We start from the raw sequence: 22,272 nt of genomic DNA, 5'->3' as shown, positions 1-22,272 counted from the left end.
CTCCTTAACTGACCAACATCCTGACTTTGAAGATTTTTTCTTCAGCTATATATCTTATCTCGCCCTCAGTCTGATTTATGAAACTAAGAACACTTCTGGTTCCTATTCCATGATCCTCCTCATTACTAAATGGATGGCCTTCCTCATCCAACTTGATCTTATCAACACATGAGTTGCTGATTTCAAACAAAAGCTGACTCTTATATCTGGCTATAATATTGATCCTTCTCTCATTCTCTGGCACTTTTTCGCAAGCATGAATGGCGTTTTCAATAAGGTTGCTGATCACTATGGCAAGCTGCATCTCATCCACATTCAAATCTGCAGGTATAGTCGCAGATATATTAACTTTAATGCTCTTTTTTTCGGCAATTGCCAAATAGTGTGTTATTGCCGCATTAAGTGTGGTATTTTCACAATACTTTTTCACTCCATGCGGTTCTTGATTGAGCCTTTCATTAAGACATTTAAGGGCTTCCTGTGTATTACCTTCCTGCAAAAGAGTTTGCAGAAGAGTCTCAAAATGTCTTCTGTCATGACGCATAACCCTGTCCTGTTGCATGATATTTTCTAAAATAGCAATATGCTCTTTCATAGCTATTGTTAATGTGTCTGGATTTGACAAAACATCCGTCATGAATATCCCCCCCTTTCATACTACTAATTACAGTAAATTATATGAAGGAAGCCTTTACGGTTTCTGTGCCAGTACGCGGCCAACTGGAACCCAGCCAATGTATTTGGGATGGTCACCCGAAAGTGCTGTCATCTTCTCAACCTCCAAATAGTCATCAATCCTTACCGTATCCCAGGAATGAATTATATTATCCTCACCAATATAGATGCCACAGTGTCCCCAGTTTATCAGCTCTGCACCGTTCCGGCACAAGCAGTCATAAAACACAAAAGCCCCTAGTTCCGGAATTCCCGTTCTAAGCGCGTCACTGTACATTTCACTGGATTCCTTTGCTGAGTCTCCGCCGAATATCTCAATATCATTACTTTTTTCAAGAGCATCTTCGATAAAGGAAAGACACCAGCCTGCATACTCTGTACTGCCAATCTTCTGCTTCGCCCATCGGATCATATTATCAATCAATTTTGATTTATCCATTTATCTTCAGCTCCCTCAAAATTTACTCATCGTCTATACTGATCCATACCTGCTATCAGTACATTCATTGATATCTCCAGACTTTCATCTATAGAAATCGGATTGCCAAAAGAATTGTGGATCTGAAGCATAACAAACCCCTCAAGGAAAGCTCTGTAGGTTCTAAGCAGATGATTGGCCACATCTCTTTCAATTCCCATGCTATCTGTCTGCCTAAAGAAAAATGAATACAAACCTTCTGTAGCTTCAAGTAAGGACTCATCCAAATACTTGTTATACCAAAGCATTGCCTCGAATACGCCGGGATTCTCCAAAGCAAACTTATGAAATGCCCTTCCGAAATTCGCGATGTTTTCTTTTGGATCATCCGAATCAATTCCTGCCACAACCTCCTCGGAAACCTTCTTCCAGCCATAAATCATAAGCTTACGATGCACATCATCTATCGTCTTTACATGGTTATATAAAGAGGGTTTTTTGATACCTAAATAATCCGAAAGCGTTGTAACGGTCAAATATTGTAGCCCCTTTTCATTTGCTAATTCAGCAGCTTTTTCTATTATTTCTTCCTTAGACAATCCTGTTCTTGGCATATTTACTCCCATCCCATTTTACTAACAATGTTAGTTACCATTATACTAACATTGTTAGTTTTGTCAACCAAAAAAGTGGGCATAAGCATTCTTATCCCTACGCCCGCAGATCAGTTTTAATGTCCTTTATGCTTTTCTCTTTTCTTTTCCTGTTTTAGTACAAACAAACGTTGATTCTCTGCTTCCTTTTGTTCACGGCTTCTGCATTTCCGTTCCAGTTTATTCTGCTCCTGTTGTAATTTGAGAGCCTGTTGCGATTTTGTACCTATGCCGGTCTCCAGTGTCTGCTTTTTCGCATCGCGCTGTGCCCTCTTGGGATTTTTCTTAGTTTCCTTTAAAGTTGTTTCAATCTCCGGACTAAAATGCAGATGATAATAATTCCGATTAGTAAACTCCAATACCTCTATGTCCTTTGGTTCAGCACCAAATGTCACTTTAGCTGCTGATAGTTTGTTGTCGCTGATCCTCTCGAATATGCCCACCCAAAACGGATCTTCAAAATACACGATCAGCCTGTCATTTACTCTATCCATTGTTAATCATCTCTCATATTAGGGCCTTCAATTTAGCCTCTGTACATTTATATGTAGTAGTAGTGACCATACTTTATCATAGCAAAAGAAAACTGCCCCAATTCACATTGTTTCTGAAACAAAAGGAGCTTTTAAATCATAATCCGAAATTTCGGAAATGGGTACGGGCAGTTTGAGACCGATTTTTGAATCTCTGTGATTTATTTGTTTTGAATGAGCATCGTCGCCACTCCTGTCCACGGAATATAGCTGTATCGTATCATTCTGCAATGATATAAACGCATGACCAAAACCTGCAGGAATCAGTACAGCCAAGGTATTTTCTTCTGATAGTTCAATTGACTCCCATTGAAGATAGGTTGGCGACTTTTCTCTCAGATCAATAACGTAATCCAACCCTCTGCCTTTTATAACTGTCACAAACTTCGTCATTGGGGAACTTTCATCTCTGTAGTGTATTCCAAAAAATGTTCCTTCTTTAGGCATACTGTAAATTCTTGTCTCCAGTGCTTTAAAATCAACAGTATTATCAAAAACATATGTCAAAGATCCACGGTTATCAACACGTGAATGAAGCTGATATATTTTGACTTTTCCAAATATTTCTTTTATCACCATATCCACCGTATCCTCCGTTAATCACCGCAACAATTCATTTACTTCATCCTCTCCTCTGGCTTTTTCTTTGACTTCCTAAGCAGTCAACATAGGTCTTTTCTTATATCTTCAACTATATTCCGCCCTCTCATCTTACCTATTTCTGCCCAGGTTATAAAAATCACCAGCAAAGTCACTACCAAAATGCCCAAAAGCAGTGATAATACAGGTAGTTCATATCTGACAGGGAAAATTTTTCTCACAGACAAATTGATAGCATAAGGAAGAATTATTCCCCAAATGATACCGCGCGCGCACCCTTTAATTGAGCATATGATGCTTTCACTGTATACCATCTTTTCAAGTGAAGAGTTTGTCATTCCAATGCTCTTTAATACCGCAAATTCTCTCTGTCTGATCCTTACATTTGCGCTCAGTGTACTTATGACACCTGCAAAGCCCATAATCATCAATAGGATTATCAGTCCGTTTAGAATAATCTCTCCAAGGATTATAGCGATATTCATGACCTTGACAATTTGATCCACCCTACTGATCCTTACTGAGTACCCCTGCTCAACATAGGAATCTTCTGTGAGGATTGGATAATACTCATCCATTACACTTCTTGCATATTCGATAAAAGAATTATCGTCCTTTGGATCACAATACCAGGAAAATCCCCTCATATTTCCAGAAGGCACAATGATACTTACAGGTTCAGGTGCCAGTGAATAAAAACCGCTTGAAGGAAGCTGGTCCTTGTATAAGATGCCATCGATACTGAGTTCTTTTGCTGCGTCAGAAGAATCTATCAGATTAATCTTTTTTGTATCTGCCGAAAACGGCTCCAACTCTTTTATCCTGCCATTGTCATTGTAGGAATAGCAGTTTATCAGTATATTGCTGCCAATCGGTACACCTGCTCTTTCGCAAAGCATCTCATAGGTTTTTTCATCTGCTGCGATCAGTTCTGTTGACACTTCACCAAACTCATCTATGATTTCAGGAAGCAATAGGAACTCACTACTCATGACTTTTTCATCAGGAATAGTTTTATATGTACTTCTGTCAAAACCTACTCCTATTACCTTTAGTCCATCCTGATAAGATCTAAGCCTCTCAGATATCTCCCGGGCAGTATCAGTAGAAATGGGCTTTACGATCACATCCTCTGGTTTCCCGGTCTTAATATTATCCACTTCATCCATAATGGATATATAGTCCACAACCATGTCATTGCCTATTGAACTCATCCATTTCATGGCATTATCTGCCTGATTTTTCAAACTCCCTGCAAGCATTATCAGCATTATCGATAGTGCAAGCGCTCTTACCGTTGATCTATAGGCAGTCTTGTTTCTTTTGACATTTCCAGCCCCCAGTATTCCCTCGTATCCAAAAACTTTATCAATGACAGGGTTTTCTTTTACCTTTACATTTTTTATCAGGTTCAGGTGAACTCCCTTAATACAATCAATCGCAGCTATTTTCCCTGATTTCCTGGCTGGTTTTGCAGATGATACAAGCACAACTATCATAGAAAACAGCGCAGAAAACACATATGTAACCAAGTCAACATGAAAATCGAGCGCAAAATTAACCGGACGCATAACGATACTCTTTGATAACTCATTAAAATACGCTATATATCTTCCTGCAATGGTAACCCCAACAAAACCTATGAATGTACCGGTTAAAAGGCCTAGCGGAATTGCAAAAACGCTTATCCATAAACTTTCAAATACAACAGTTTCTCTTATCTGCCTCCTGGTAGCGCCGATACATTTCAGGACACCAAATTCTCCAATCCTCTTAACAGTACTGCTCTCATAGATATTGGAAATCACAGTTATAGACATAAACGCAATAAGAAGTCCGAGAAACACTGAAGGAATAGCAAGCATCACAAGGTACGCCCCTGAATATTCTCCAAGCCCCGGCCCCAGGAAATTCTCAAGCATCCTGTACCCACTTGTAGCAAAGCACATAACAGCAGTCAAAAGAGCTGCTGAAAGCGCTGTAGCGATAATTGTACCTATAGTCCTTTTCCTGTTCCTCTTGATCTGATTAAGTGCCAACTCTGCTGTCAGTCTCATCTATTCATCACCTCGTCTCTTATGATCCTTCCATCGCCGATGGTGATGATTCTGTCTGCGCTAAGGGCTATCTTCTCATCATGAGTGATCAAAAGAATAGTCTGTCCAAATCTTTCATTAGTATATTTCAATATATCGATTATCCCGCCTGATGTCTTACTATCAAGATTTCCAGTTGGCTCGTCTGCCAGAATAAAAGCAGGGTCATTGATAAGTGCTCTTCCGATAGACACCCTCTGCTGCTGTCCACCAGACATTTGTCCTGGAAGATGCTCTGCTCTTTCTGAAAGCCCCAGGACAGAAAGTATCTCTTTTACTTTTTCATCATTCCTCTTCCTGCCATCAAGGCGCCATGGAAGCACGATATTTTCTTCTGCGGTCAGTGTTGGAATAAGGTTATAGAACTGATAGATCATGCCAAGGTTTCTGCGTCTGAATATTGCAAGTTCATCCTCAGACATGCCCGAAATACATTTGCCATCAATTAGAACTTCACCGGATGTTGGTGTATCTATCCCTCCTATCATGTTCATCAGAGTGGATTTTCCTGATCCGGAAGCGCCTGTGATCGCAACGAATTCTCCTTTTTCAACAGAAAAAGAAATCTGGTTGACAGCAACTACCTCGCCATCCCCCACACCGTATTTCTTAGTCAGATCTTTTACTTCAAGTATTGCCATAGCTGTTATCTTCCTTTCATTCCATACCCTCAAGCAATTTAAGAACAAATTTTAAGAGCAAATATTTTTAACGCTCTCCATAATTATTTCCGGTTCCGTTAAGTGCATATAATGAGTGCTTTTCTTAGCCTGGATCCATATTGCTCTTTTCGAATAACCCAAATACTCTTTCATGATTTCCTGCCACAGTTGTTCGATCCTGGTAGCAAAAGGACGGATATTTCTACCAAATTCCATATTTTCCTTGATTGCTTCCTCAGATGAATGAGTCACAAGAATGATTGGAATATCCGGATAATTCTCCTTTGATACCATATTTTTTAGCGCTGCATCATCGTGAGCTAACCTATACTCTTCCCTGCATGTGCGTAGGTGCGTGGTATTTACAAGCGAATTCAGGATATCCTCTTTTTGCTTCTCGGAAAAGTCAGCGTAATAAAATGGCGGTGCTTGACACATTACTCTCTTTACAAAGCCTTTCATCCCAAGCCTTGTAAGTGTCTCTAAAACCTTAAAGTTTTTACTCTTATCTACTCCGGATCTTTTAAACTCCTTAGCAGTTAATTCCTTCTTAAATCTATTATCCTCTGTAGATAATGGATCCAAAAGAATAAGGCCCTTTACTATCTCCGGATAGATGCCACAAAATTCGCTGGCATATAGTCCACCCTGTGAATGTCCTATTATCACTAACTTTTCATCATGCGGAATTTCATCCAGGAGATTCATTAATTCTTTAGCAATATTCGTTGGCGTTCTTTCTTTATCACTCTTGCCACTGTGATTGATCCCGGCTCTTTCATAAACAAGCACACCGTGGTCCTCTCCTAGCTCTCTTGCAAGCGTTTCCCATTCAGCTATGCATGCCCCAAGGCCCATTTCTATCACAATATCTACAATTTTACTTCCAAAAATCTTATAATGCATGATTGCACTCCTTTTGTATTTCAAACCATATCTTTCCGGAGCCACATCGGTCACGGCAGATCATTATCAGTTTCCCTATCGTGATTGCATTCGCAATACATACATACTGTTCCATTTGATAACTTAAATCCGTTCTTTTCGTAAAACTTAGCCGCTGGTGCATACTCGCTTGTATAAAGAACAATGCCTGCAAGTCCTTTTTCTTTACTGTAATTTTTGACCGCATTTAATAGTTGTTTACCTATTCCATGCCCTTGTCGTTCGGGAAGTACCGCCATCTCATTAATGTAAATTTCTTCTTTGCTTCCGGAAATTTTACAAAGCGCAAATATACAACCTAGCACTTCATCATTTTCTTCATAAACATATCCAACAAATCTTTTCTGTTCAAAAAAATCGCGAAGATATTCTGTTGCATTTTCTGCAGTCCAATCTATTCCCCAATGTTCCATGGGGAAAGCTTTTGCATAAATCATGCCACATTGTGCTAAGTCAATGTTCTCCATAAGTCTAATCATTTTGCTATACCACCATCAAATTCTAATTTATTGGTTTCTTTGCACAACCCTAGATTTGTCATAGCTTCCGGATTGTTCTCACTAACTGCGATTTTTCTAAGAACTCTTTTGATAAGGGGCAGGAAAATAATTGAAATTGCCAGTAAAACAAGGCCTGTAATAAGCATTGAATTATCCTGAACCCTCTCCATTTCGGTTGCCTCAGCAAGATCCAGTCCCGCCGAATTTGCTGCCATTTCTCCTAGCAGCAATATTATGAATCCCAAGCTGTTGATGATACTGTGCATAATAACGGATGTCCAGATGCTGCCACTTGCATGATTTGCCAAAGCAAAAATGATTCCGAGGACGATTGCATAACACATCTGATTGATATTCAGATGAATTATCCCAAACATGAGAGCTGAAATACATGTTGCCGTCAAAAGATATGTGACTTTTTTTAATCTGTTAAAACAAAATCCCCTTAGAGCTATCTCCTCACAGATTGATGCTGCTATTACCACAACAAAGAAAGAACCAAGCAGTGATCCTGACGTCATTTCAGATGCAGATTCTACCGCTGTATTTGGAACAAATATCTGCGACAGGACATTGGCACACCAAAATGGCGGCAAGCTTAAAAGTGTCAGTCCCACAGTCAGAAAGACTGTTCTGGGTCTGATCTTGCGAAAGCCAAAGCTATCAATAAGGCTTTCCCCCTTCAACTTAGTGTAAATGATTGCCGGCAGCAAGATTCCTATTTCCATTACAGTTCCATATATAGCAAAAGGAATGTTTATTCCCTTATTGGGGAGAAAATCAAACAGTTTACTCAAAGCAAAATTTATTATGAGCATTACCATATAGGTAACGACAATTCCTATCGTTTCAATCTTCATCTCTTTTTCCTCCCATCATTACGAGTACTCTATCTGCATTCTGCAAATGTCAACACATCACAGCCCTTTTGAGCATAGTAATCGTACATCTCAGGCAGCTTTCTCAGATCATAGCTTGTCACACAATCAGATATTACATGCACTTTGTATCCGCATTTTGCAAGGTTATAGCTTGTAGATTTCACACACCCCGTTGCATCAGCTCCAGCGATATAGAACTCTTTTATTTCATTATTTTCAATAAAGTTCGAAAACGTCTCACAGGTGAGTGCACTTGCTTTTGATTTTTCAAAAATATTCTCTGATACTACATTTAATTCCGGGACCAGCTCAGCTCCCTTGCTGCCGGGTTTAAAGGTTCTTGTTTTCTCAGACAGATTAAAATGTTTTATATAGATTACGCGCATGTCATTTTCTGATGCCCAGTCAATAGCTGTATTTACACGCTCTATGATCAGTTTGTAGTTCTTCGTGATGTCGTTCTGAAGGTCTATAACAACCAATGCCTTGTTCTCCATATTTTATCTCCTTTATTCTCGAGTTTTGTTATGTTTACAGCATAACAGTCCGGAAGCGTTAAACTGTCTGTTTCACTGATTTGCATAAGTTTTACACTGATTTTTGAGTAACAAAAAACACTGCAGGTCACAACCTGCAGCGTTCATCGTCTCTCATACTCATACCCGATCCATAGTTAAAGTATATCAAAAGCCATATCATACATTTCTCTTGCATCATTGGTATTTCTTATATAGTTTGGCTCGTCCGGCTCATATCTTACATATTTTTCTACTTCTTCAATAAGGGCCAGGTAACAAACCGCTAATGCATATCTAACTTCAGTCTCTTTAGAAAGAACTATCCTTTCTGTCGCAGTCTCGTTGTAAATATCCAGCTCTTTCTGTTTGGCTGAAAGTGGTGCTTTTTGTCCTGCACCCAGAGTAATAAAATCAGCTACCGGATCGCCCCAAAAGCCTCGCTCAGGATCAATCCAACAGATCTTGCCATCATGATAAAGGACATTACTGTCCCACAGATCAAAATTCACCATTCTGCAAGGTACACTCTGAAGGAGCCCTGTATGTTTATCAATATATGAAATGAACTTCTCCCCATCAGGGGTCTCGTATCCAAGAGCCTTACAATCCTTAACAAGATTACCCGCCATGGACTTTAGCGCATCATACCATGTATCGTGAAGTCCGGATTGTATGTAGCCAAACCTGTCATTTTTGATCCAGTGTATCTTGGTAAGCATTTCTATTTTCTGCTTCTGAACGTTTTCATATTCATTATCCGAGAAGTTTACTGCCCACAAGGGTTCTCCTTCCATCATCTGCATGATAAAGCAATTACTCTTCACAATATCTTTTGAAAAATCAGATACATACACTTCCGGGCAAAGAATATCTGTGTTCTCATGCATCATCCTATACCAGAACACTTCTGATTCCATCATGTTTTTCTCATATGAAAGAACCGTCGCGCCTTCCGGAGGTGCTATCTTGAGGGCAAAGCTCTTTCCATCATCAAGCATTACCTTATATGCAGAATTGAACTCTCCATTGCCAAGTGGTGCAATGCTTTTCACATTCCCAATTTTATGAAAAGAGAAAAGTTCCCTTATTTCTTCAAGTGTCGCTTCATATTTCGTTTTACTCTTTATCATCCTGACTCCTCTCCTGCCCTTTCTCTTTTTCCCACTCCGTACGCGAAATTGCATACGCGTAAGATATTTCATTCTTGGGATCAGGGTATTCTTTCACTTTTTTCATGCCATTGGCCATAGCTGTTGAGTAGGAGCCGATATTGGTATACTTCATATAAGAGTAAATCTTATCATAATCTGTATTCTCAAATGCCCAGTCTCTGCATGCGCGAGCAGCTTCTTTTGCAAATCCCTGTCTCCAGAATTTCTTGTTAATGTGATAGCCTATTTCAGGTAGTAATTCTCCGTCAATATTCTGGATAGTAATGCCACAATCGCCTATGAATTCCCCTGTATTTTTAAGTGTGACTGCCCATAATCCGAACCCATAAGTTTTATAATTATCAAGATTCCAGGTTATCCACCCCATAGTTTTCTCTCTGTCAAACGGGGCCGGATAATGCTGCATAGTCTCAGGATCGGATAATATTTCATATAAGGCATCAAAGTCATCTACTGTGAATTCTCTGAGGATCAATCTCTCTGTTTCTATTTTCATAGTAGCCTCCCGGATCATTCATACTAATCAATTATTTTATTTGGCCATTTACAGATTCCCACCTCAAGAGCTCTTTCTTCCTTCAGATGAAAATCTGCATATTTACAGTACCAGCAGCCTTTCAAGCTTGGAATTGCATCCTCTCTTGGTGTGTATGCAGGACAGATATCCTCCGGCCATACACTTCCATCTCTCTTGGGAATATCATAATTGTTTGTGTTTTTATCCATTATTTACAACTCCTTAGAACCTATAGTCCATATAACTATCCATAACTTCAGAATATCTGCTCTTTGTAACAGGTATTTGCTCCCCACCTCGAAGCGTAATATCTATCTTAGTCAATTTATCAATTGCTGCTATGTTCACAGCTATTGATTCATGGCATCTTACAAAATCTTTGCCGGAATGATTCTCTGAAAGATATTCTGCAAATCCTATCCTTAAGGTTGGTGTTGATATGATTTCGCCATTATCCATGTGATATGAAACCACATGATTGCGATATTCTATATAAAGAATGTCACTAAGATGCAATGTCTGCAGACCACCTTTGACCTTTATGCAAACGCTTTTATCACTCCCAATATCCACGCGAGAAATAGCCAGATCAAGAGTTGAAAAGAACTTTTCTTTTTCAATGGGCTTCAAAATATAATTTATAGGATTTACATCAAAAGACTCCAGCGCATATGAGCTCTCAGAAGTTGCAAAAATAATCTGGGCATCCGGCTGATTCCATCTGAGTTCTCTGGCAGCCTGTATTCCTGTAACCATTGGCATAACAATATCCAGAATGTAAATATGGGGTCTATAATGCTCGCACTCTTCTATAAGTGTATCCGGGTGATCAAATATCCTGACCTGGGCTTTTATAGAGTTTTTCTTCAAATAGTCCTGAAGAAGAACATTTACCTTTTCCCGGTCAGACTTGTCATCATCACATATAGCTATACGTAATTCAGAATTCTCAATATAGTCCTTGTTTTCCATAAATCCCCCTGTCATAGCATGATTATCTTTAACTACAACACATTATATCAAAGTCCTGAGCTTTATTTACCCTCAAGTCTGCGTTTGGCATCAGGATTGTTACTGATTATGTCAGAAAGTTTTGAACATGCTGTCATTTCATTGCAGTCTCCGCAAGTAACAACCTTCCTGCCCAATGCGCATTGCCTGATCTGACACAAAGACTGGCAAAAAGGCGTCTTCACTCCTGTAAGTCTGCAGCCTACGCAATTTATCATATCGGGGGTTATCTCTACTCCATTCAGCTCAGACCATTCTTTAGCAACCTTTTCTCTAAGCTCGTTGTCATCATTAACTGTTGCTATACGAGCTTCACACTGTTCACAATCAAGTCCGCAGAATGCGATATAATCCGTCATGGCCAATCTCCTTTTCCTAAATATGTTTTACACAAATTTACACCCAATATATTACTTTATATGTGGGGATACAAACCGGATGAACAGGCAGCACACCAGAATATCTCTCAACTATGTATCCCTGTTCTATCAAGGAATCTGCCCGTCTGTCCATTTCTCTTTCGCTATTACATATAATTTCATGTTTTCTTTTCATTTTTGACTCCTTTCAATAACCATACCAAAGCTTTACTTGATGCCATCCCCTTTCACACCCTAATCTATCACAACCAAAAACAGCCCCTATCAGTTACACTGATAAAGGTCTGTTTTACACTTACTTTATTTTATTTAGCAGATCAGTCAAATCTCTTACCGAATTTTCCAAGCAACAAGAATGTTCCCAACACTGCGTTAAATGTTACTGCCGAAAAGGTGCTGAATCTCTCAAATAACCCGAATACTGCTTTTGGCATAATTCCTGTTCCGATAGGTCCTAGAAGCATTGCTGCAAGACATACGCATGACCAGATAAAAAGAGATTTCATCCCCTCTTTCTTTGCTCCGATTATTGATAGTATCAGCGCTGCCAGAGAAAATATCACCACAAGAGCAGTTACTATAAGGTGCATCACATTCTGAGGGTGACTACTGTCAGCATCTGCCACCCATGGAAAAAGCTTATAACCAACATCCGAAATCCATTCCATAGCAGCAAAGAAATATATTCCAAATCTCAAGAGCTTAGTCTTAAGATTCCGGGATGCCACGCAGACGGCCATGATAGAAACCAATCCGCATGGTCCATACAAGGCATTCAGCTGCCCGGCAAGCTCCGCAGATGGAGCTCCGACAGCACTTAGATCACTTACCGCCATGCTAAGCCAGTCATATCCCGGATAAGCAAGAGGCGAAAACACAACCATCGCGGTATATGAAAGCAGGCTGATTATTCCACATATACCAAGTTTTGTTAATTTCATAGTGTATCTCCTGTTCTGGGTCTTGTCTTAGTAGGATGCGCCTTGGAAACAAATATCATGGCGTCATAAGCTTCATGAGGATTTTTCCATTCTCTGTAAGTATATGGAATTGCTCTCATAACAATTCGGTTAATTCCTCCTATGGACTGATCTCCCAGACTTCCCATGAAAATATAACCGTTTATTTGTGCTGCTATACTTGAATCATCCGGAACTTTTGAAAAATCAAGCATACATATGTCGTTGCCACTCTTATATGCCGCCTTTGCCAAGGGATCATGCGAATAAGCAGTGAAGGTTGTTCGCTGCTTCTCATTTTTGGGCAAATTGCAGGTTGTTTTATAATAATCTGTTCCTATACTAAAGTACGCGTCACTACCAACCTTATCCGCTAGAATGTTTCCCATAACCTTATCATTTCCGCCACGGTACGTTCCAAATTGTTCCATATGACCGTTATGTCCACATATGAAGATCATCTTATTACCAAGCTGTTCTTCCTGCGCCAGAATCCACATAACATTCTCTGCCATAAAGGTATCACGAAGGCCAAATGAGCCATTGGGATTATTTTCATATTCGTCAAAGAGCTTGCTGTTTTGTATCAGCACATCTGCATAATGAGCTGCTGCCTGATCGTGATTTTCTAATAAAATATCTCGTACCTCTGAGAGTATTTTTTCTCTGTCTTCCCTGCTAAACTCATCTGAATAATCTACGCCATCCATTAGCTGATCAAGCCCAGTGGTACTGATTCCGAATTCTGTCAGCGCTTCAATGACATATTTAAACTCATATTCTTTATCCTGCATGTCGAATCCATAGAATCGTATATCCTGTCCTTCTACAGCCGTCTCATTGTAAGATCTCATCCAGGATATGAGATTTGCCATCTCATCTGTTCTGTAAATCTGAAATCCAAGAGTTTCGGTTGCTTCTTCCAAAGTTCCCTCCCCTCCGTGGATGTAACGGTTTATGGCTTCACAGCCACCGGTGTCTGCTTCCAGAACAAATGCTCTTATTCCTTTGTTTTCTACCATATCCTGGAATACAAGTTTCTTTAGTTCCTGAAACTCCCTGTTACCATGGGTTGCTTCGCCAAGCGCAACAATACGTGTGCTTTCGGGAACATCTATTTCGGGAAGTTCATCCCCTGTGATTGTTTCTGCATACTTTGCAAATTCACCTATATCCGCGCTTTTTCCTGTACTAAAACCACCAAAGTAGGCATAGACCAAGCTACAGGTAACCATCAACAGTAATATGACAGTAACAATGATCAATCTGATCGGTTTCTTATTTTTCTTTTCCATCTCTATATCCTCCATTTCAAAGACACACTATCACATAGAAAAACAGACCTTATCAATTACACTGATAAAGGTCTGTTTTACACTTACTTTTTTGCGCGAATCATGCATGCGTTATTGCTTGCATCATGTATTCTTCGTCACGATTATCTTCAAAGAACTTTCCTCGTACGAAGAAGGTGGTGTCTTCCTCATGAAGCTCAGTTTTTTCAAAACCACCGGTGTCCTTCGGAGTAAAGCAAAGGACAACTTTCTTTACCTGAGATCCAAATGCCCTGATCACCTCATCTACTGCCCCATCCCCAACGATGGCATGTAGGATAAGTGTATCATCCTCCACTTCAGCTACAGCATAACTACTACACTCCTCAATGTAGAACAGGTTTTCCGTCATAAACTGTGACAGATAGAACATATATAGTCCGGGATTTCCTACCATATACAACTGTGCGTTCTGATTATTTGTATCGAGTATCTTAGCCACCCTGTCAAAATCAGTCTTATCCGTCAGCGGAATATTTTGGGCTTTGCATTTACCGGATATGGTCACTTCTTTTGAATACTGATATTCTTTTGCTTCTTTAAATCCAAATTTCGGATAAAACTCAAGTACAGAATCATTGGCGAAAAGGTAAATTCCATCAACTTTTCCGTCATAGTCTTTTATAACCTCTTCCATCAAAGCTCCGGCATACCCTTTTCCTCTGTGGTCATTGTCCGTCATGATTGTTCCAAGCTGTATCAGCTTTACAATTTTACCCTTATAATTCATATTACAGGCGTTTACTGAAACATTTGATACAACCTCTCCATCTATCACCACAGAATATGGGATGTAGTTGTCCTGCCAAAATCCGTTCTGGTACCAGTTCTCGAAATTAAGCCCAAAAGTCTTTTCAGCCAGTCTGTTGAATGATGCTCTAAGAGCATCATTGTTTCTGTAATTCTTTTCTATGTGAAAATTCTTAATTTCATTCTTCATCAGTTCAACCTCCAACTCTATTTACTATAACATGACCTCGTGCCCTTTTTCCTATAACTGTAAGTGTATATGTTCCTTCTGCCTCAATGCCAACCTGAAACTTCGCAGACTCAATCCTATTTCCCTGATAGATTGGCTTATCATCATCCTTTTGGATAAGCAAAGACAAATCCCCGGATTCAACATCAACCGTCACTTCAAGAGCCTCCCCCTCTTTCATCTCCAGTTCATGAGAATAAGACGTATTAAGAATTTCAAAGGTCATATCAAAATGATCTTTATCTCGGGTCATATTTCCATTAAAAGCCGCTCCTTGTGCACATGCGCAAAGCAGCGTCGAAACAATCAACACTGTAACAGTTGTTAAAACATATCGCTTTATCTCATATTTTTGTTTTCTCATGACATATTTTTACCACTTATAAAAAACAGCCCCCTCTCATACACTGAAAAGGAGCTGTTTTACACTGATTTATCAAATATTTAAAGGATCAACCATGAATAAGCCGTCACGATTACAGTAAAAGAGAATTCGTCTGACTCCACGGATTTTAAACCGAGCTTCTGCACTGCCTTCCGGATAGAGCTTTACTATTTGAATATCATCGGATGAAACCGCAGCCACGAACGAAATGTAATGTTCCTTCGTCATGCTGTGATCTATCCGCACATAATACTCATCCTCAATGCGCTCAATAACTGCCATGTGGTGTTCGTCTGCAGGTTCTGCCTCAAGTGGTATAAGCTGTATACCATGACAATGGATAGCCGCTTCTCCCATGCTATGTATGACGTTTCCGCAGACCGGACAAACATAAAACTTTGATCTCAGCATATTTGCAGATATGTTTTCGTTATGAATGGTATTTCCTGATATAAGTTCGGTTACCGAAATTCTGAATGCCTCAGCTATCGGTTCTAAAAGTGTAATGTCCGGATAGCCTTTGGCTGTTTCCCACTTTGATACTGTCTTATCACTAACTCCAAGCTTTTCCGCCAGCTGAAGCTGTGTCATCTTATTCTTTTCCCTAAGCTGCTTAATTACTGTGCCTGTAACATATTGATTCATTTTTTCTTACCTCCATGCACAGATTGTAATATGGGATAAAAGAATATTGTACCTACGTAGAGTAGAGTCTATGCTTTCATTTATCTAAAGGCCATTTTTATCCTACTCCACATACTTAAGGTAGCTGCTCACACAGTAAAGAGTCTGACCATTGTATTCAACTCTGGCCCATCCAAACTCTGCATTGATCCCGGTCATTACCGCAGTATCTCCGGCGTACAGCGTTGCGATTACTATAGAATCCTCATCTGTCACACTGGGTTTATTCCTGAGATTAACAACTTCTTTAGCGGTAACGGTTTCATTACAGTCCATGAACTTGGTCTTGAAACCTGAAGTATCCTCCGGCTGTTGTGTGATCTCTTGCTTAGGGGCGCTCAGATCCGTGGTAAGATAGCTGGAAACAGCATAATATGTATTGCCTTCATATATAACTCGGGACCATCCGCTGTCACTGATTCCGGTCCTCTGGGCTGTCTGACCGTTCTGCAGTGTTACCTTGACCGTGCTGTCGGAGCCCTGGCCGGGCTTATCCCTTAAATTTGTGCTGTTCTTGGCGGTGACTGTTTCATCTACAGCGTTGAAGTTCATCAAGGCTTCCACATCGGCTGATACTGTTTCTCTTTCTGTTGTGTCCTTGGCTGTTTCTGTGCCGCTGTATCCAAAGTAGGCCACATCTACATCCACTGATTGGCCAATGCCGGCAACTGTTCCCATATTAGAGTACTGCCACATGGCGCATTGGCCTTCATAAGACGGACCTGCAGCGAGTTTAGAGGAATCCTGATTATACCAGGCCATCCATATCTTATATTTCTGCTCTATCTGAGAAGTGTTCCACTGAGCATCTCCTCTGTTTCATATATCAACTTCTATTGCTGTAAGTTAATTGCACCTGCTCAAAGATGAGCCTCCTCTGTAGGCATCGCCATACTCTTCTTCATTCCATGTCTCATAGTATTCCAGTACATCATTATCACTTTCAGCAGTCTTTAATGTATATTGGATTCCGGCTGATGTTTCAGCCTGCACAATATATTTCCCGGGTGAAGTTTCCTCTAAGTAAGAAATTTCGTCTGTATGGTCCACAATAAAGTCAGCATCTTTCATATGTCCGTAGTTTATCTGAAGGCCCTCAAACTGCACATAGTATTCCGGTTGCATTTCCCCATCCATCTCATATCCTATGGAAGCTGTCTGCCATGTCCCTGAAAGCACGTCTTCCTGATTCACAGAAGCCATGTCTTTTCTTTCCATGTTAAATTCCATATGCCCGGTATCATATCCGCAGTCAATGGGAACTGTCCTGGTCTCAATACCATTATCTGACTGGACCGGATAAGTAAAGTAGAGTCTGTCACCTTCCCACTTAAACTCCGGTTTATCCTCTGCCTTTGCTGTATAAGCCCAAGCCTCATATGCATAATTAACGTTATCCTGCGTTCCGTCTATGGTATCATTCAGGATTATTCCATAGCAGCCTGCTTCTTTACTGATGATACCCAGTGCCTTATATCTTCCTGTCGGTTCCAGTGCCAGGGAAACAACAGCATCTGTTTCTCCTTTAAGGTCAATTACAGTCCCCCATTCCTGACCTTCTAACCCGCATTCTCCAAGTATCCTGTCAATCACCGCATAATACTCATCGCCATCAATCGGATCCGCATATCTGAACCCTTCGCTAACGGAAGAAGGTGCAAGATAAATTGAAGTCGGTCCATCTGCACCACCTATTATCGTAACGTTATCATCTTTCTTTTCACCACATCCTGATGCGCTTACTGCAAGAGCTAACATCAGGGCGGTAACTACTGCCTTTTTCATATGCTTATTACTCCTCAATTAAACATTCTCTCATCCACAGTACCACATTTCTTCATGAGATGAGTGAACACCTTATGAATAATTTAATACTATTAAAACTAAAGAAAAGGACAGGTATCACACTGATTCTGTCCTTTCCAAATTTTCCACTATTATAATTTCTTTTTATATCCGCTGTTATCCTCATACGGAAGATAGTCCATGTTCCATGAATATGGATTGCGATCGGCAGCCATAAGAGCCGCTGTCTTTTTCATTCCATCAATATCTTTTTTTGTGAATTTATTCTTACCGGCAACTCTGCAGAATACTTGTGTTGCCCACATTGACATCGCATTTGCATAATACTCCGTAAGTTCATCTAACGAAGGCCTTCTGTCCATGCTCTGCAAAAAAGGTACGTTATTCACGCACCTTTTAAATGAGCTACGATTGGCTCAATGTATTTTATGTCAGATATATCATAGGATGAAGACATCTTCTCTGCCATTCCCCTTTCCTTCTCGGTAGCATCTTTTTTATTCTTAAGAGTCGATACAAACATCTTCATTGCAAGTCTTGAAGGAGCCTTCATCTTTTCGTAGTTAAAACCGCCCTGGCAATAGAACACTTTTATATAACTCTTCTGCTCTTCCGATAACACATTCTGAAGGAATGTATCTACATCCGGATTGTCATTAGGGCTGCCACCTACACAGAACATAGCAAGACGCTTGTTCTTCCAGTCAGAAGCCTTCTCGAAAAACCACTTCGCTTTAACAACATTCCCTGCCATAAGCCATCCACCATAGCAGATTGCATCGTAGCCTTTAAAGTAATCGGCGCTCTTCTTCTGAGCAGCTTTTAAATCCAGCAGATCTCCGCCTGTTCTGTCTGCAAGCCATTCCGCATATCTCTTTGTAAATCCTGTCTGTGAGGTGTAGATTATCAGCGTTTTCATAATTCACTCAAATTCCTTTCCATTTTCATTATTGTCTGTATGGTGGTCTGCAGGCTCTTTTCATCGATACCTTCAAAGATACGGCCTATCACATACCGGCTCTGCTGACCGTTATTGTCATTCTGTTCCAAAAATGCCCTGCATTTATCAGTGACGAATATGCGCTGCTTTCGCTTGTCTTTTTCATCAGGTGTAGCTGAGACAAAGCCTTTTTTCTCAAGCTTTAACAGAATCTGTTTAACATTCTGATGTGAACTGCCCATTACGTCTGAAAGCTCATTGAGCGTAGGCGGTTCCTTACATAAGTTAATACAGATTATGGCAAAGAACTGCTTCCAGGTGATTTCCTTGAAATACGCATCAGCAGCTGCCTGATACCTATTGTCAAATGCACTTAGAAGTCCCAGTAAAAAAGGCTGTGGAGGCATATCCCCGAACTTCACTTTCTCAATATTCATCACTTCATCGTAATTCATAAAAAGCCCCTCGTATAATATGTAATATATTACCTATATAAACAATGTAATATGTTACATATTTTTTGTCAACTATTTTTGCACATAAAAAAAGCTTCATTTTACTGAAGCCTTTTTTAACAGCTTTTTTGCCTTGGTGCACCACTTAAGGTACGCCTCATAGGTGTCAATTCCAAATGTTACGGTCAGATAATAGAAAACATGGTCTTCTTCATCAAGTACTTTTTCCAGGTTTTCTTTGTACATATTTAGCACTGCCAGATTTCGCTTAACGTCTTCCTCAAAGATTTCAATGTTCCTGATCGTGACGCTCCTGTCCGCTGCTCCTCCAAAATACAACTTAAGCAGAGTTTCATATTTCAGCTCATTGGAAGCCTGTGATTCCTCAAGCCATGTTCTTAAAGCCTTGGTTCCCTGTCTGGTTATATGATAAGGAATCCTCTCACGTCCACCATTCTTGGAGTTCTTCTTTTTGTAGATTAGGCTCTCTTCTTCCATTGAACTCAGCGCAGGGTAAATATTTCCAAAACTCCCTTTCCAGAAAAAACCTATCGCTCCGTCCAGCCTCTTTTTTATATCATATCCGGTCAGATCCTCATGGGATAAAAGACCTAAGATTACAAGATCAATTTTCCTGTCCTTTGCCATATCTCTTTCTCCTGATCACTTCCAAGTAAACTTATATTTTAGGACTGATTTCGGGCATTCATCGACGCATGCGCCGCACTGGATACACTCAGTATGTTTAGCGTTTCTGCAGTCTTTAACAAGCTCTTTTACATCAAGTCCCATAGGACAGACTCTGCTGCACTTTCCGCAGGAAATGCATTTGTCTTTGTCTGCTTCAATATGAAGCTGCGGTAGATGCAAAAGCCTTCCGATACTGCTTCCGATTACCATAAACGGTGCCATCCAGCAAATATAATGGCATGCTGCTCTTCTGCCATGGATAAGTGCCGGTATCAGCAGTAAAAATATGACACCATAGTAGATCACATAATTATATATGCTTGCAATTGATATGCCATGGTCGGTCATGTAAAAAGGATTTATGCGCACGTCATTCTTGCCCATCACAAATGTAGCGATCACTGCGCATATCCAGATGATCCATATCACATATTTGATTTTATCACGTTTCCCCTGCTTTGCAGGATTGTTATTTATCCTGAGAGCACATTCCTGAAGTCCTCCCGCCGGGCAAAGGTATCCACACCAGACTCTTCCGAAGAACATTGAAAAGACAAGCATCGCTGCAAACACTATAAAACTGCCGTTTATGACATGTTCCATAGCTGCATTTATGATCAGGTATGGCGAGAAATACCACATTGTAATTGGGAAAAGAAGTAATGATATCAGTAGGGTTGTTTTTCTTATTCTTTGTCGCATAACTGTAATCTCCTTTTGTAAATGCCAATATATCATATTGATATATCTATTTGATATATTATACTCACTAATATCTTATGTCAACAAAGAAAAACAGACCCTGTTTTCACTTATTAGGGTCTGTTTTACACTGATTAAATTGCTATGTCATTTCTATATAATTAGAGTTAATCCGGTTGTTGACCATCATGTGGCTTCCACGCACATTCGGTAATATTCATATCGGTAAAGACTGCTTTAAAGCTCGAGTCTTCCGGACTACAGGCATAAATTCCGAAACTGATCTTCCCTGCGCCCTCCCACATATGACATACTCTCATCTGGCTGAAAGTCTTACCGTCTTTAGAACATTCAATACAATAATCATCCTCTCTACGACTAAGGCGATACCACATAGTCTTTACATCGGCCGGGATTTCTGTCGTTGCCCAGTCTGAGTAACCATGATTGGTTACCACCGAGCCCAGATGCTGGAACGTCTCATTTTCATATTCAATAGATCCTTTCAACCAGTTCTCACTGTCCAAATACATGACTATTCCGCACTGATCGAATCTATGATGGCTATCTGAGAAGTTCGTTTTTACAATAAAAGAAAAGAATTTTTCCTCTGTCTCCATCTGAAATACCGGCGCATTATCATTTCGAAAATGATAATATGTTCTTTGCCACAGATCTGTATGAGGCTCTGTGATTATTTCTATACGATCTGGCCCAATTGCGAATTCCGTAGGTTTTCTTATCCACTTAAAACTTTCAAAATTCATTTTTTCCCCTCCTAAAACATACATTTGCATCATTACTATCCTGTAATATATGACATATCATTAATATGCCTTACTCGATGTTTTCCATCATCACCAATAATCATATGTGATACCCCTCCAGCAGGACCATGGATATCAACTTCATAAAATGATTCAACCGGAAGTCCTATATACATTGCATTCCAAATACTCAAAAGATCACCATGAGACACGATAATGATGTTCTCTTCTTTACTGTTAATAACTTCATCGTAAAAAGATTTCAGACGATTCCATGCATCTCTCCGACTTTCCCCATCAGAAAACAGTCTGTCATCAACAGTATTCTCTGGACACTCAATATTTTCACGAAGCCACTGAACCGACTTACCGCAACATTTTCCAAGATTTCTTTCTCTTAGCTCCTGCTTAAAAATCGGTTCTATACCCAGATATTTAGCTATTTCTTCAGCTGTCTGTATAGCACGCTTTAGATCCGAAGAATACAAAACCACCTTTTTACCGGCAAGTTCATTGCTCAATTTCTTTCCAATGTGATCTGCCTGTTTTTTCCCAAGTTCTGTTAAATCCCAATCTGTCCACGAACCTACCATTCCATTCGTATGATGAATTGACTGTGTATGTTGAACAGTGATAATGTGTTTCATCTAATATCTCCTTAGTCGATTCTACTGAAATATATTCTTTCAATCCCTATTATACATAAACCAAAAGTGTATCAAAAATCATTTCTTTATCGATACAAATGCCATGTTAATCATAATTGAAATGTATTTTGTTTTTTGTGTGACAATTTTGTGATAGTCGCCATGATAATATTAACTCAACATAAAACAAACCAACACAAATAAGACACATAACAACCCAAAATAGATTGAGAAAAGAGAGAGGTAAAGATTATGAAGACTTTAAAGAAAACAATGGTAGCAATAATGATGTCAGCAATGATGATAAGCGTAACACCTATTACAACATTTGCATGTGAGAGTACACCTGTTGAGATTACAGAA

General features: G+C 39.8%; 31 protein-coding genes. All 31 read right to left on the bottom strand.

The features are described 5' to 3' along the window. Window positions 1–4 precede the first annotated feature (4 nt). Entirely contained in the window at window positions 5–637 is a 633-nt protein-coding gene (locus tag G590_RS17795; protein WP_022763637.1) for a sensor histidine kinase, read from the bottom strand. A 54-nt stretch (window positions 638–691) separates the two neighbouring features. Then, on the bottom strand, window positions 692–1,114 hold the full coding sequence (locus G590_RS17790; protein WP_022763636.1) for a hypothetical protein: 423 nt from the start codon (window positions 1,112–1,114) through the stop codon (window positions 692–694). Between the two features lie 26 nt (window positions 1,115–1,140). Continuing rightward, window positions 1,141–1,707 carry a TetR/AcrR family transcriptional regulator gene (locus tag G590_RS0100145; protein WP_026493806.1) on the bottom strand — a complete coding sequence of 189 codons (567 nt, stop codon included), beginning with the start codon at window positions 1,705–1,707 and terminating at the stop codon, window positions 1,141–1,143. A 116-nt stretch (window positions 1,708–1,823) separates the two neighbouring features. Then, window positions 1,824–2,240 carry a YjdF family protein gene (locus tag G590_RS0100140; protein ID WP_022763634.1) on the bottom strand — a complete coding sequence of 139 codons (417 nt, stop codon included), beginning with the start codon at window positions 2,238–2,240 and terminating at the stop codon, window positions 1,824–1,826. A gap of 102 nt (window positions 2,241–2,342) precedes the next feature. Beyond that, on the bottom strand, window positions 2,343–2,858 hold the full coding sequence (locus G590_RS17785) for a dTDP-4-dehydrorhamnose 3,5-epimerase family protein (RefSeq protein ID WP_022763633.1): 516 nt from the start codon (window positions 2,856–2,858) through the stop codon (window positions 2,343–2,345). An 83-nt stretch (window positions 2,859–2,941) separates the two neighbouring features. Further along, window positions 2,942–4,936 carry an ABC transporter permease gene (locus G590_RS0100130; protein ID WP_022763632.1) on the bottom strand — a complete coding sequence of 665 codons (1,995 nt, stop codon included), beginning with the start codon at window positions 4,934–4,936 and terminating at the stop codon, window positions 2,942–2,944. Next, window positions 4,933–5,616, bottom strand: a complete 684-nt coding sequence (locus G590_RS0100125) for an ABC transporter ATP-binding protein (protein WP_022763631.1) — start codon at window positions 5,614–5,616, stop codon at window positions 4,933–4,935. Before G590_RS0100125 ends, G590_RS0100130 begins: the two co-directional genes overlap by 4 nt. A gap of 51 nt (window positions 5,617–5,667) precedes the next feature. Beyond that, window positions 5,668–6,543 carry an alpha/beta hydrolase gene (locus tag G590_RS0100120; RefSeq protein ID WP_022763630.1) on the bottom strand — a complete coding sequence of 292 codons (876 nt, stop codon included), beginning with the start codon at window positions 6,541–6,543 and terminating at the stop codon, window positions 5,668–5,670. Window positions 6,544–6,593: 50 nt separating this feature from the next. Beyond that, on the bottom strand, window positions 6,594–7,061 hold the full coding sequence (locus tag G590_RS20205; protein WP_022763629.1) for a GNAT family N-acetyltransferase: 468 nt from the start codon (window positions 7,059–7,061) through the stop codon (window positions 6,594–6,596). After that, window positions 7,058–7,942, bottom strand: a complete 885-nt coding sequence (locus G590_RS20200) for a CPBP family intramembrane glutamic endopeptidase (RefSeq protein WP_022763628.1) — start codon at window positions 7,940–7,942, stop codon at window positions 7,058–7,060. The genes G590_RS20205 and G590_RS20200 overlap by 4 nt, the downstream gene beginning before the upstream one ends. A gap of 29 nt (window positions 7,943–7,971) precedes the next feature. Then, window positions 7,972–8,460, bottom strand: a complete 489-nt coding sequence (locus G590_RS0100105) for an isochorismatase family cysteine hydrolase (protein ID WP_022763627.1) — start codon at window positions 8,458–8,460, stop codon at window positions 7,972–7,974. Window positions 8,461–8,636: 176 nt separating this feature from the next. Then, window positions 8,637–9,611: a phosphotransferase family protein gene (locus G590_RS0100100; RefSeq protein WP_022763626.1), complete on the bottom strand. Its 975-nt coding sequence runs from the start codon at window positions 9,609–9,611 to the stop codon at window positions 8,637–8,639. Then, a complete protein-coding gene (locus tag G590_RS0100095) occupies window positions 9,598–10,149 on the bottom strand; it encodes a GNAT family N-acetyltransferase (protein WP_022763625.1) in 552 nt (183 codons plus the stop codon). Before G590_RS0100095 ends, G590_RS0100100 begins: the two co-directional genes overlap by 14 nt. Before the next feature lie 23 nt (window positions 10,150–10,172). Further along, window positions 10,173–10,379, bottom strand: a complete 207-nt coding sequence (locus G590_RS0100090) for a hypothetical protein (protein WP_022763624.1) — start codon at window positions 10,377–10,379, stop codon at window positions 10,173–10,175. 13 nt (window positions 10,380–10,392) lie between these two features. Further along, the gene (locus G590_RS0100085) at window positions 10,393–11,142 is read right to left on the bottom strand and encodes a LytR/AlgR family response regulator transcription factor (protein ID WP_022763623.1); all 750 of its coding nucleotides are present in this window, start codon (window positions 11,140–11,142) and stop codon (window positions 10,393–10,395) included. Between the two features lie 62 nt (window positions 11,143–11,204). Further along, complete coding sequence (locus G590_RS0100080; RefSeq protein WP_022763622.1) at window positions 11,205–11,540, bottom strand: DUF3795 domain-containing protein; 336 nt, start codon at window positions 11,538–11,540, stop codon at window positions 11,205–11,207. Window positions 11,541–11,577: 37 nt separating this feature from the next. Next, a complete protein-coding gene (locus tag G590_RS21225; protein ID WP_155828702.1) occupies window positions 11,578–11,736 on the bottom strand; it encodes a hypothetical protein in 159 nt (52 codons plus the stop codon). A 142-nt stretch (window positions 11,737–11,878) separates the two neighbouring features. Next, on the bottom strand, window positions 11,879–12,502 hold the full coding sequence (locus G590_RS20195) for a DUF998 domain-containing protein (RefSeq protein ID WP_022763621.1): 624 nt from the start codon (window positions 12,500–12,502) through the stop codon (window positions 11,879–11,881). Beyond that, entirely contained in the window at window positions 12,499–13,815 is a 1,317-nt protein-coding gene (locus G590_RS17760) for an erythromycin esterase family protein (protein ID WP_022763620.1), read from the bottom strand. Before G590_RS17760 ends, G590_RS20195 begins: the two co-directional genes overlap by 4 nt. A 100-nt stretch (window positions 13,816–13,915) precedes the next feature. Continuing rightward, window positions 13,916–14,794, bottom strand: a complete 879-nt coding sequence (locus G590_RS0100065) for a GNAT family N-acetyltransferase (protein WP_022763619.1) — start codon at window positions 14,792–14,794, stop codon at window positions 13,916–13,918. A 4-nt stretch (window positions 14,795–14,798) separates the two neighbouring features. After that, window positions 14,799–15,197, bottom strand: coding sequence for a hypothetical protein (locus G590_RS0100060; RefSeq protein WP_022763618.1), 399 nt, complete (start codon window positions 15,195–15,197; stop codon window positions 14,799–14,801). A gap of 72 nt (window positions 15,198–15,269) precedes the next feature. Then, complete coding sequence (locus G590_RS0100055; RefSeq protein ID WP_022763617.1) at window positions 15,270–15,863, bottom strand: helix-turn-helix domain-containing protein; 594 nt, start codon at window positions 15,861–15,863, stop codon at window positions 15,270–15,272. Window positions 15,864–15,965: 102 nt separating this feature from the next. Continuing rightward, the gene (locus tag G590_RS17755; protein WP_242829750.1) at window positions 15,966–16,598 is read right to left on the bottom strand and encodes a hypothetical protein; all 633 of its coding nucleotides are present in this window, start codon (window positions 16,596–16,598) and stop codon (window positions 15,966–15,968) included. A 150-nt stretch (window positions 16,599–16,748) separates the two neighbouring features. Beyond that, complete coding sequence (locus G590_RS0100045) at window positions 16,749–17,687, bottom strand: hypothetical protein (protein ID WP_022763615.1); 939 nt, start codon at window positions 17,685–17,687, stop codon at window positions 16,749–16,751. Between the two features lie 152 nt (window positions 17,688–17,839). After that, a complete protein-coding gene (locus G590_RS0100040) occupies window positions 17,840–18,097 on the bottom strand; it encodes a hypothetical protein (RefSeq protein WP_155828701.1) in 258 nt (85 codons plus the stop codon). Continuing rightward, a complete protein-coding gene (locus G590_RS0100035) occupies window positions 18,094–18,627 on the bottom strand; it encodes a flavodoxin domain-containing protein (protein WP_022763613.1) in 534 nt (177 codons plus the stop codon). The genes G590_RS0100040 and G590_RS0100035 overlap by 4 nt, the downstream gene beginning before the upstream one ends. Then, a complete protein-coding gene (locus G590_RS0100030) occupies window positions 18,624–19,103 on the bottom strand; it encodes a MarR family winged helix-turn-helix transcriptional regulator (RefSeq protein WP_022763612.1) in 480 nt (159 codons plus the stop codon). Before G590_RS0100030 ends, G590_RS0100035 begins: the two co-directional genes overlap by 4 nt. Before the next feature lie 96 nt (window positions 19,104–19,199). Beyond that, the gene (locus tag G590_RS0100025; protein ID WP_022763611.1) at window positions 19,200–19,751 is read right to left on the bottom strand and encodes a PadR family transcriptional regulator; all 552 of its coding nucleotides are present in this window, start codon (window positions 19,749–19,751) and stop codon (window positions 19,200–19,202) included. Window positions 19,752–19,766: 15 nt separating this feature from the next. Further along, window positions 19,767–20,495, bottom strand: coding sequence for a 4Fe-4S binding protein (locus tag G590_RS0100020; RefSeq protein WP_022763610.1), 729 nt, complete (start codon window positions 20,493–20,495; stop codon window positions 19,767–19,769). Between the two features lie 167 nt (window positions 20,496–20,662). After that, entirely contained in the window at window positions 20,663–21,262 is a 600-nt protein-coding gene (locus G590_RS0100015; protein WP_022763609.1) for a DUF1349 domain-containing protein, read from the bottom strand. Window positions 21,263–21,297: 35 nt separating this feature from the next. Continuing rightward, window positions 21,298–21,909: a histidine phosphatase family protein gene (locus G590_RS0100010; RefSeq protein WP_022763608.1), complete on the bottom strand. Its 612-nt coding sequence runs from the start codon at window positions 21,907–21,909 to the stop codon at window positions 21,298–21,300. Window positions 21,910–22,272: the final 363 nt, after the last annotated feature.

The sequence above is a fragment of the Butyrivibrio sp. XPD2006 genome (genome assembly GCF_000420865.1).
GTDB lineage: Bacteria > Bacillota > Clostridia > Lachnospirales > Lachnospiraceae > Butyrivibrio.
This window is presented reverse-complemented; position numbering and strand designations above follow the sequence as displayed.

Bases quoted from the DNA above. Each gene is read 5' to 3' on its own strand.
- G590_RS17795 (WP_022763637.1), bottom strand. From the start codon at position 637: ATGACGGATGTTTTGTCAAATCCAGACACATTAACAATAGCTATGAAA.
- G590_RS17790 (WP_022763636.1), bottom strand. From the start codon at position 1,114: ATGGATAAATCAAAATTGATTGATAATATGATCCGATGGGCGAAGCAG.
- G590_RS0100145 (WP_026493806.1), bottom strand. From the start codon at position 1,707: ATGCCAAGAACAGGATTGTCTAAGGAAGAAATAATAGAAAAAGCTGCT.
- G590_RS0100140 (WP_022763634.1), bottom strand. From the start codon at position 2,240: ATGGATAGAGTAAATGACAGGCTGATCGTGTATTTTGAAGATCCGTTT.
- G590_RS17785 (WP_022763633.1), bottom strand. From the start codon at position 2,858: ATGGTGATAAAAGAAATATTTGGAAAAGTCAAAATATATCAGCTTCAT.
- G590_RS0100130 (WP_022763632.1), bottom strand. From the start codon at position 4,936: ATGAGACTGACAGCAGAGTTGGCACTTAATCAGATCAAGAGGAACAGG.
- G590_RS0100125 (WP_022763631.1), bottom strand. From the start codon at position 5,616: ATGGCAATACTTGAAGTAAAAGATCTGACTAAGAAATACGGTGTGGGG.
- G590_RS0100120 (WP_022763630.1), bottom strand. From the start codon at position 6,543: ATGCATTATAAGATTTTTGGAAGTAAAATTGTAGATATTGTGATAGAA.
- G590_RS20205 (WP_022763629.1), bottom strand. From the start codon at position 7,061: ATGATTAGACTTATGGAGAACATTGACTTAGCACAATGTGGCATGATT.
- G590_RS20200 (WP_022763628.1), bottom strand. From the start codon at position 7,942: ATGAAGATTGAAACGATAGGAATTGTCGTTACCTATATGGTAATGCTC.
- G590_RS0100105 (WP_022763627.1), bottom strand. From the start codon at position 8,460: ATGGAGAACAAGGCATTGGTTGTTATAGACCTTCAGAACGACATCACG.
- G590_RS0100100 (WP_022763626.1), bottom strand. From the start codon at position 9,611: ATGATAAAGAGTAAAACGAAATATGAAGCGACACTTGAAGAAATAAGG.
- G590_RS0100095 (WP_022763625.1), bottom strand. From the start codon at position 10,149: ATGAAAATAGAAACAGAGAGATTGATCCTCAGAGAATTCACAGTAGAT.
- G590_RS0100090 (WP_022763624.1), bottom strand. From the start codon at position 10,379: ATGGATAAAAACACAAACAATTATGATATTCCCAAGAGAGATGGAAGT.
- G590_RS0100085 (WP_022763623.1), bottom strand. From the start codon at position 11,142: ATGGAAAACAAGGACTATATTGAGAATTCTGAATTACGTATAGCTATA.
- G590_RS0100080 (WP_022763622.1), bottom strand. From the start codon at position 11,540: ATGACGGATTATATCGCATTCTGCGGACTTGATTGTGAACAGTGTGAA.
- G590_RS21225 (WP_155828702.1), bottom strand. From the start codon at position 11,736: ATGAAAAGAAAACATGAAATTATATGTAATAGCGAAAGAGAAATGGAC.
- G590_RS20195 (WP_022763621.1), bottom strand. From the start codon at position 12,502: ATGAAATTAACAAAACTTGGTATATGTGGAATAATCAGCCTGCTTTCA.
- G590_RS17760 (WP_022763620.1), bottom strand. From the start codon at position 13,815: ATGGAAAAGAAAAATAAGAAACCGATCAGATTGATCATTGTTACTGTC.
- G590_RS0100065 (WP_022763619.1), bottom strand. From the start codon at position 14,794: ATGAAGAATGAAATTAAGAATTTTCACATAGAAAAGAATTACAGAAAC.
- G590_RS0100060 (WP_022763618.1), bottom strand. From the start codon at position 15,197: ATGAGAAAACAAAAATATGAGATAAAGCGATATGTTTTAACAACTGTT.
- G590_RS0100055 (WP_022763617.1), bottom strand. From the start codon at position 15,863: ATGAATCAATATGTTACAGGCACAGTAATTAAGCAGCTTAGGGAAAAG.
- G590_RS17755 (WP_242829750.1), bottom strand. From the start codon at position 16,598: ATGTGGCAGTACTCTAATATGGGAACAGTTGCCGGCATTGGCCAATCA.
- G590_RS0100045 (WP_022763615.1), bottom strand. From the start codon at position 17,687: ATGAAAAAGGCAGTAGTTACCGCCCTGATGTTAGCTCTTGCAGTAAGC.
- G590_RS0100035 (WP_022763613.1), bottom strand. From the start codon at position 18,627: ATGAAAACGCTGATAATCTACACCTCACAGACAGGATTTACAAAGAGA.
- G590_RS0100030 (WP_022763612.1), bottom strand. From the start codon at position 19,103: ATGAATTACGATGAAGTGATGAATATTGAGAAAGTGAAGTTCGGGGAT.
- G590_RS0100025 (WP_022763611.1), bottom strand. From the start codon at position 19,751: ATGGCAAAGGACAGGAAAATTGATCTTGTAATCTTAGGTCTTTTATCC.
- G590_RS0100020 (WP_022763610.1), bottom strand. From the start codon at position 20,495: ATGCGACAAAGAATAAGAAAAACAACCCTACTGATATCATTACTTCTT.
- G590_RS0100015 (WP_022763609.1), bottom strand. From the start codon at position 21,262: ATGAATTTTGAAAGTTTTAAGTGGATAAGAAAACCTACGGAATTCGCA.
- G590_RS0100010 (WP_022763608.1), bottom strand. From the start codon at position 21,909: ATGAAACACATTATCACTGTTCAACATACACAGTCAATTCATCATACG.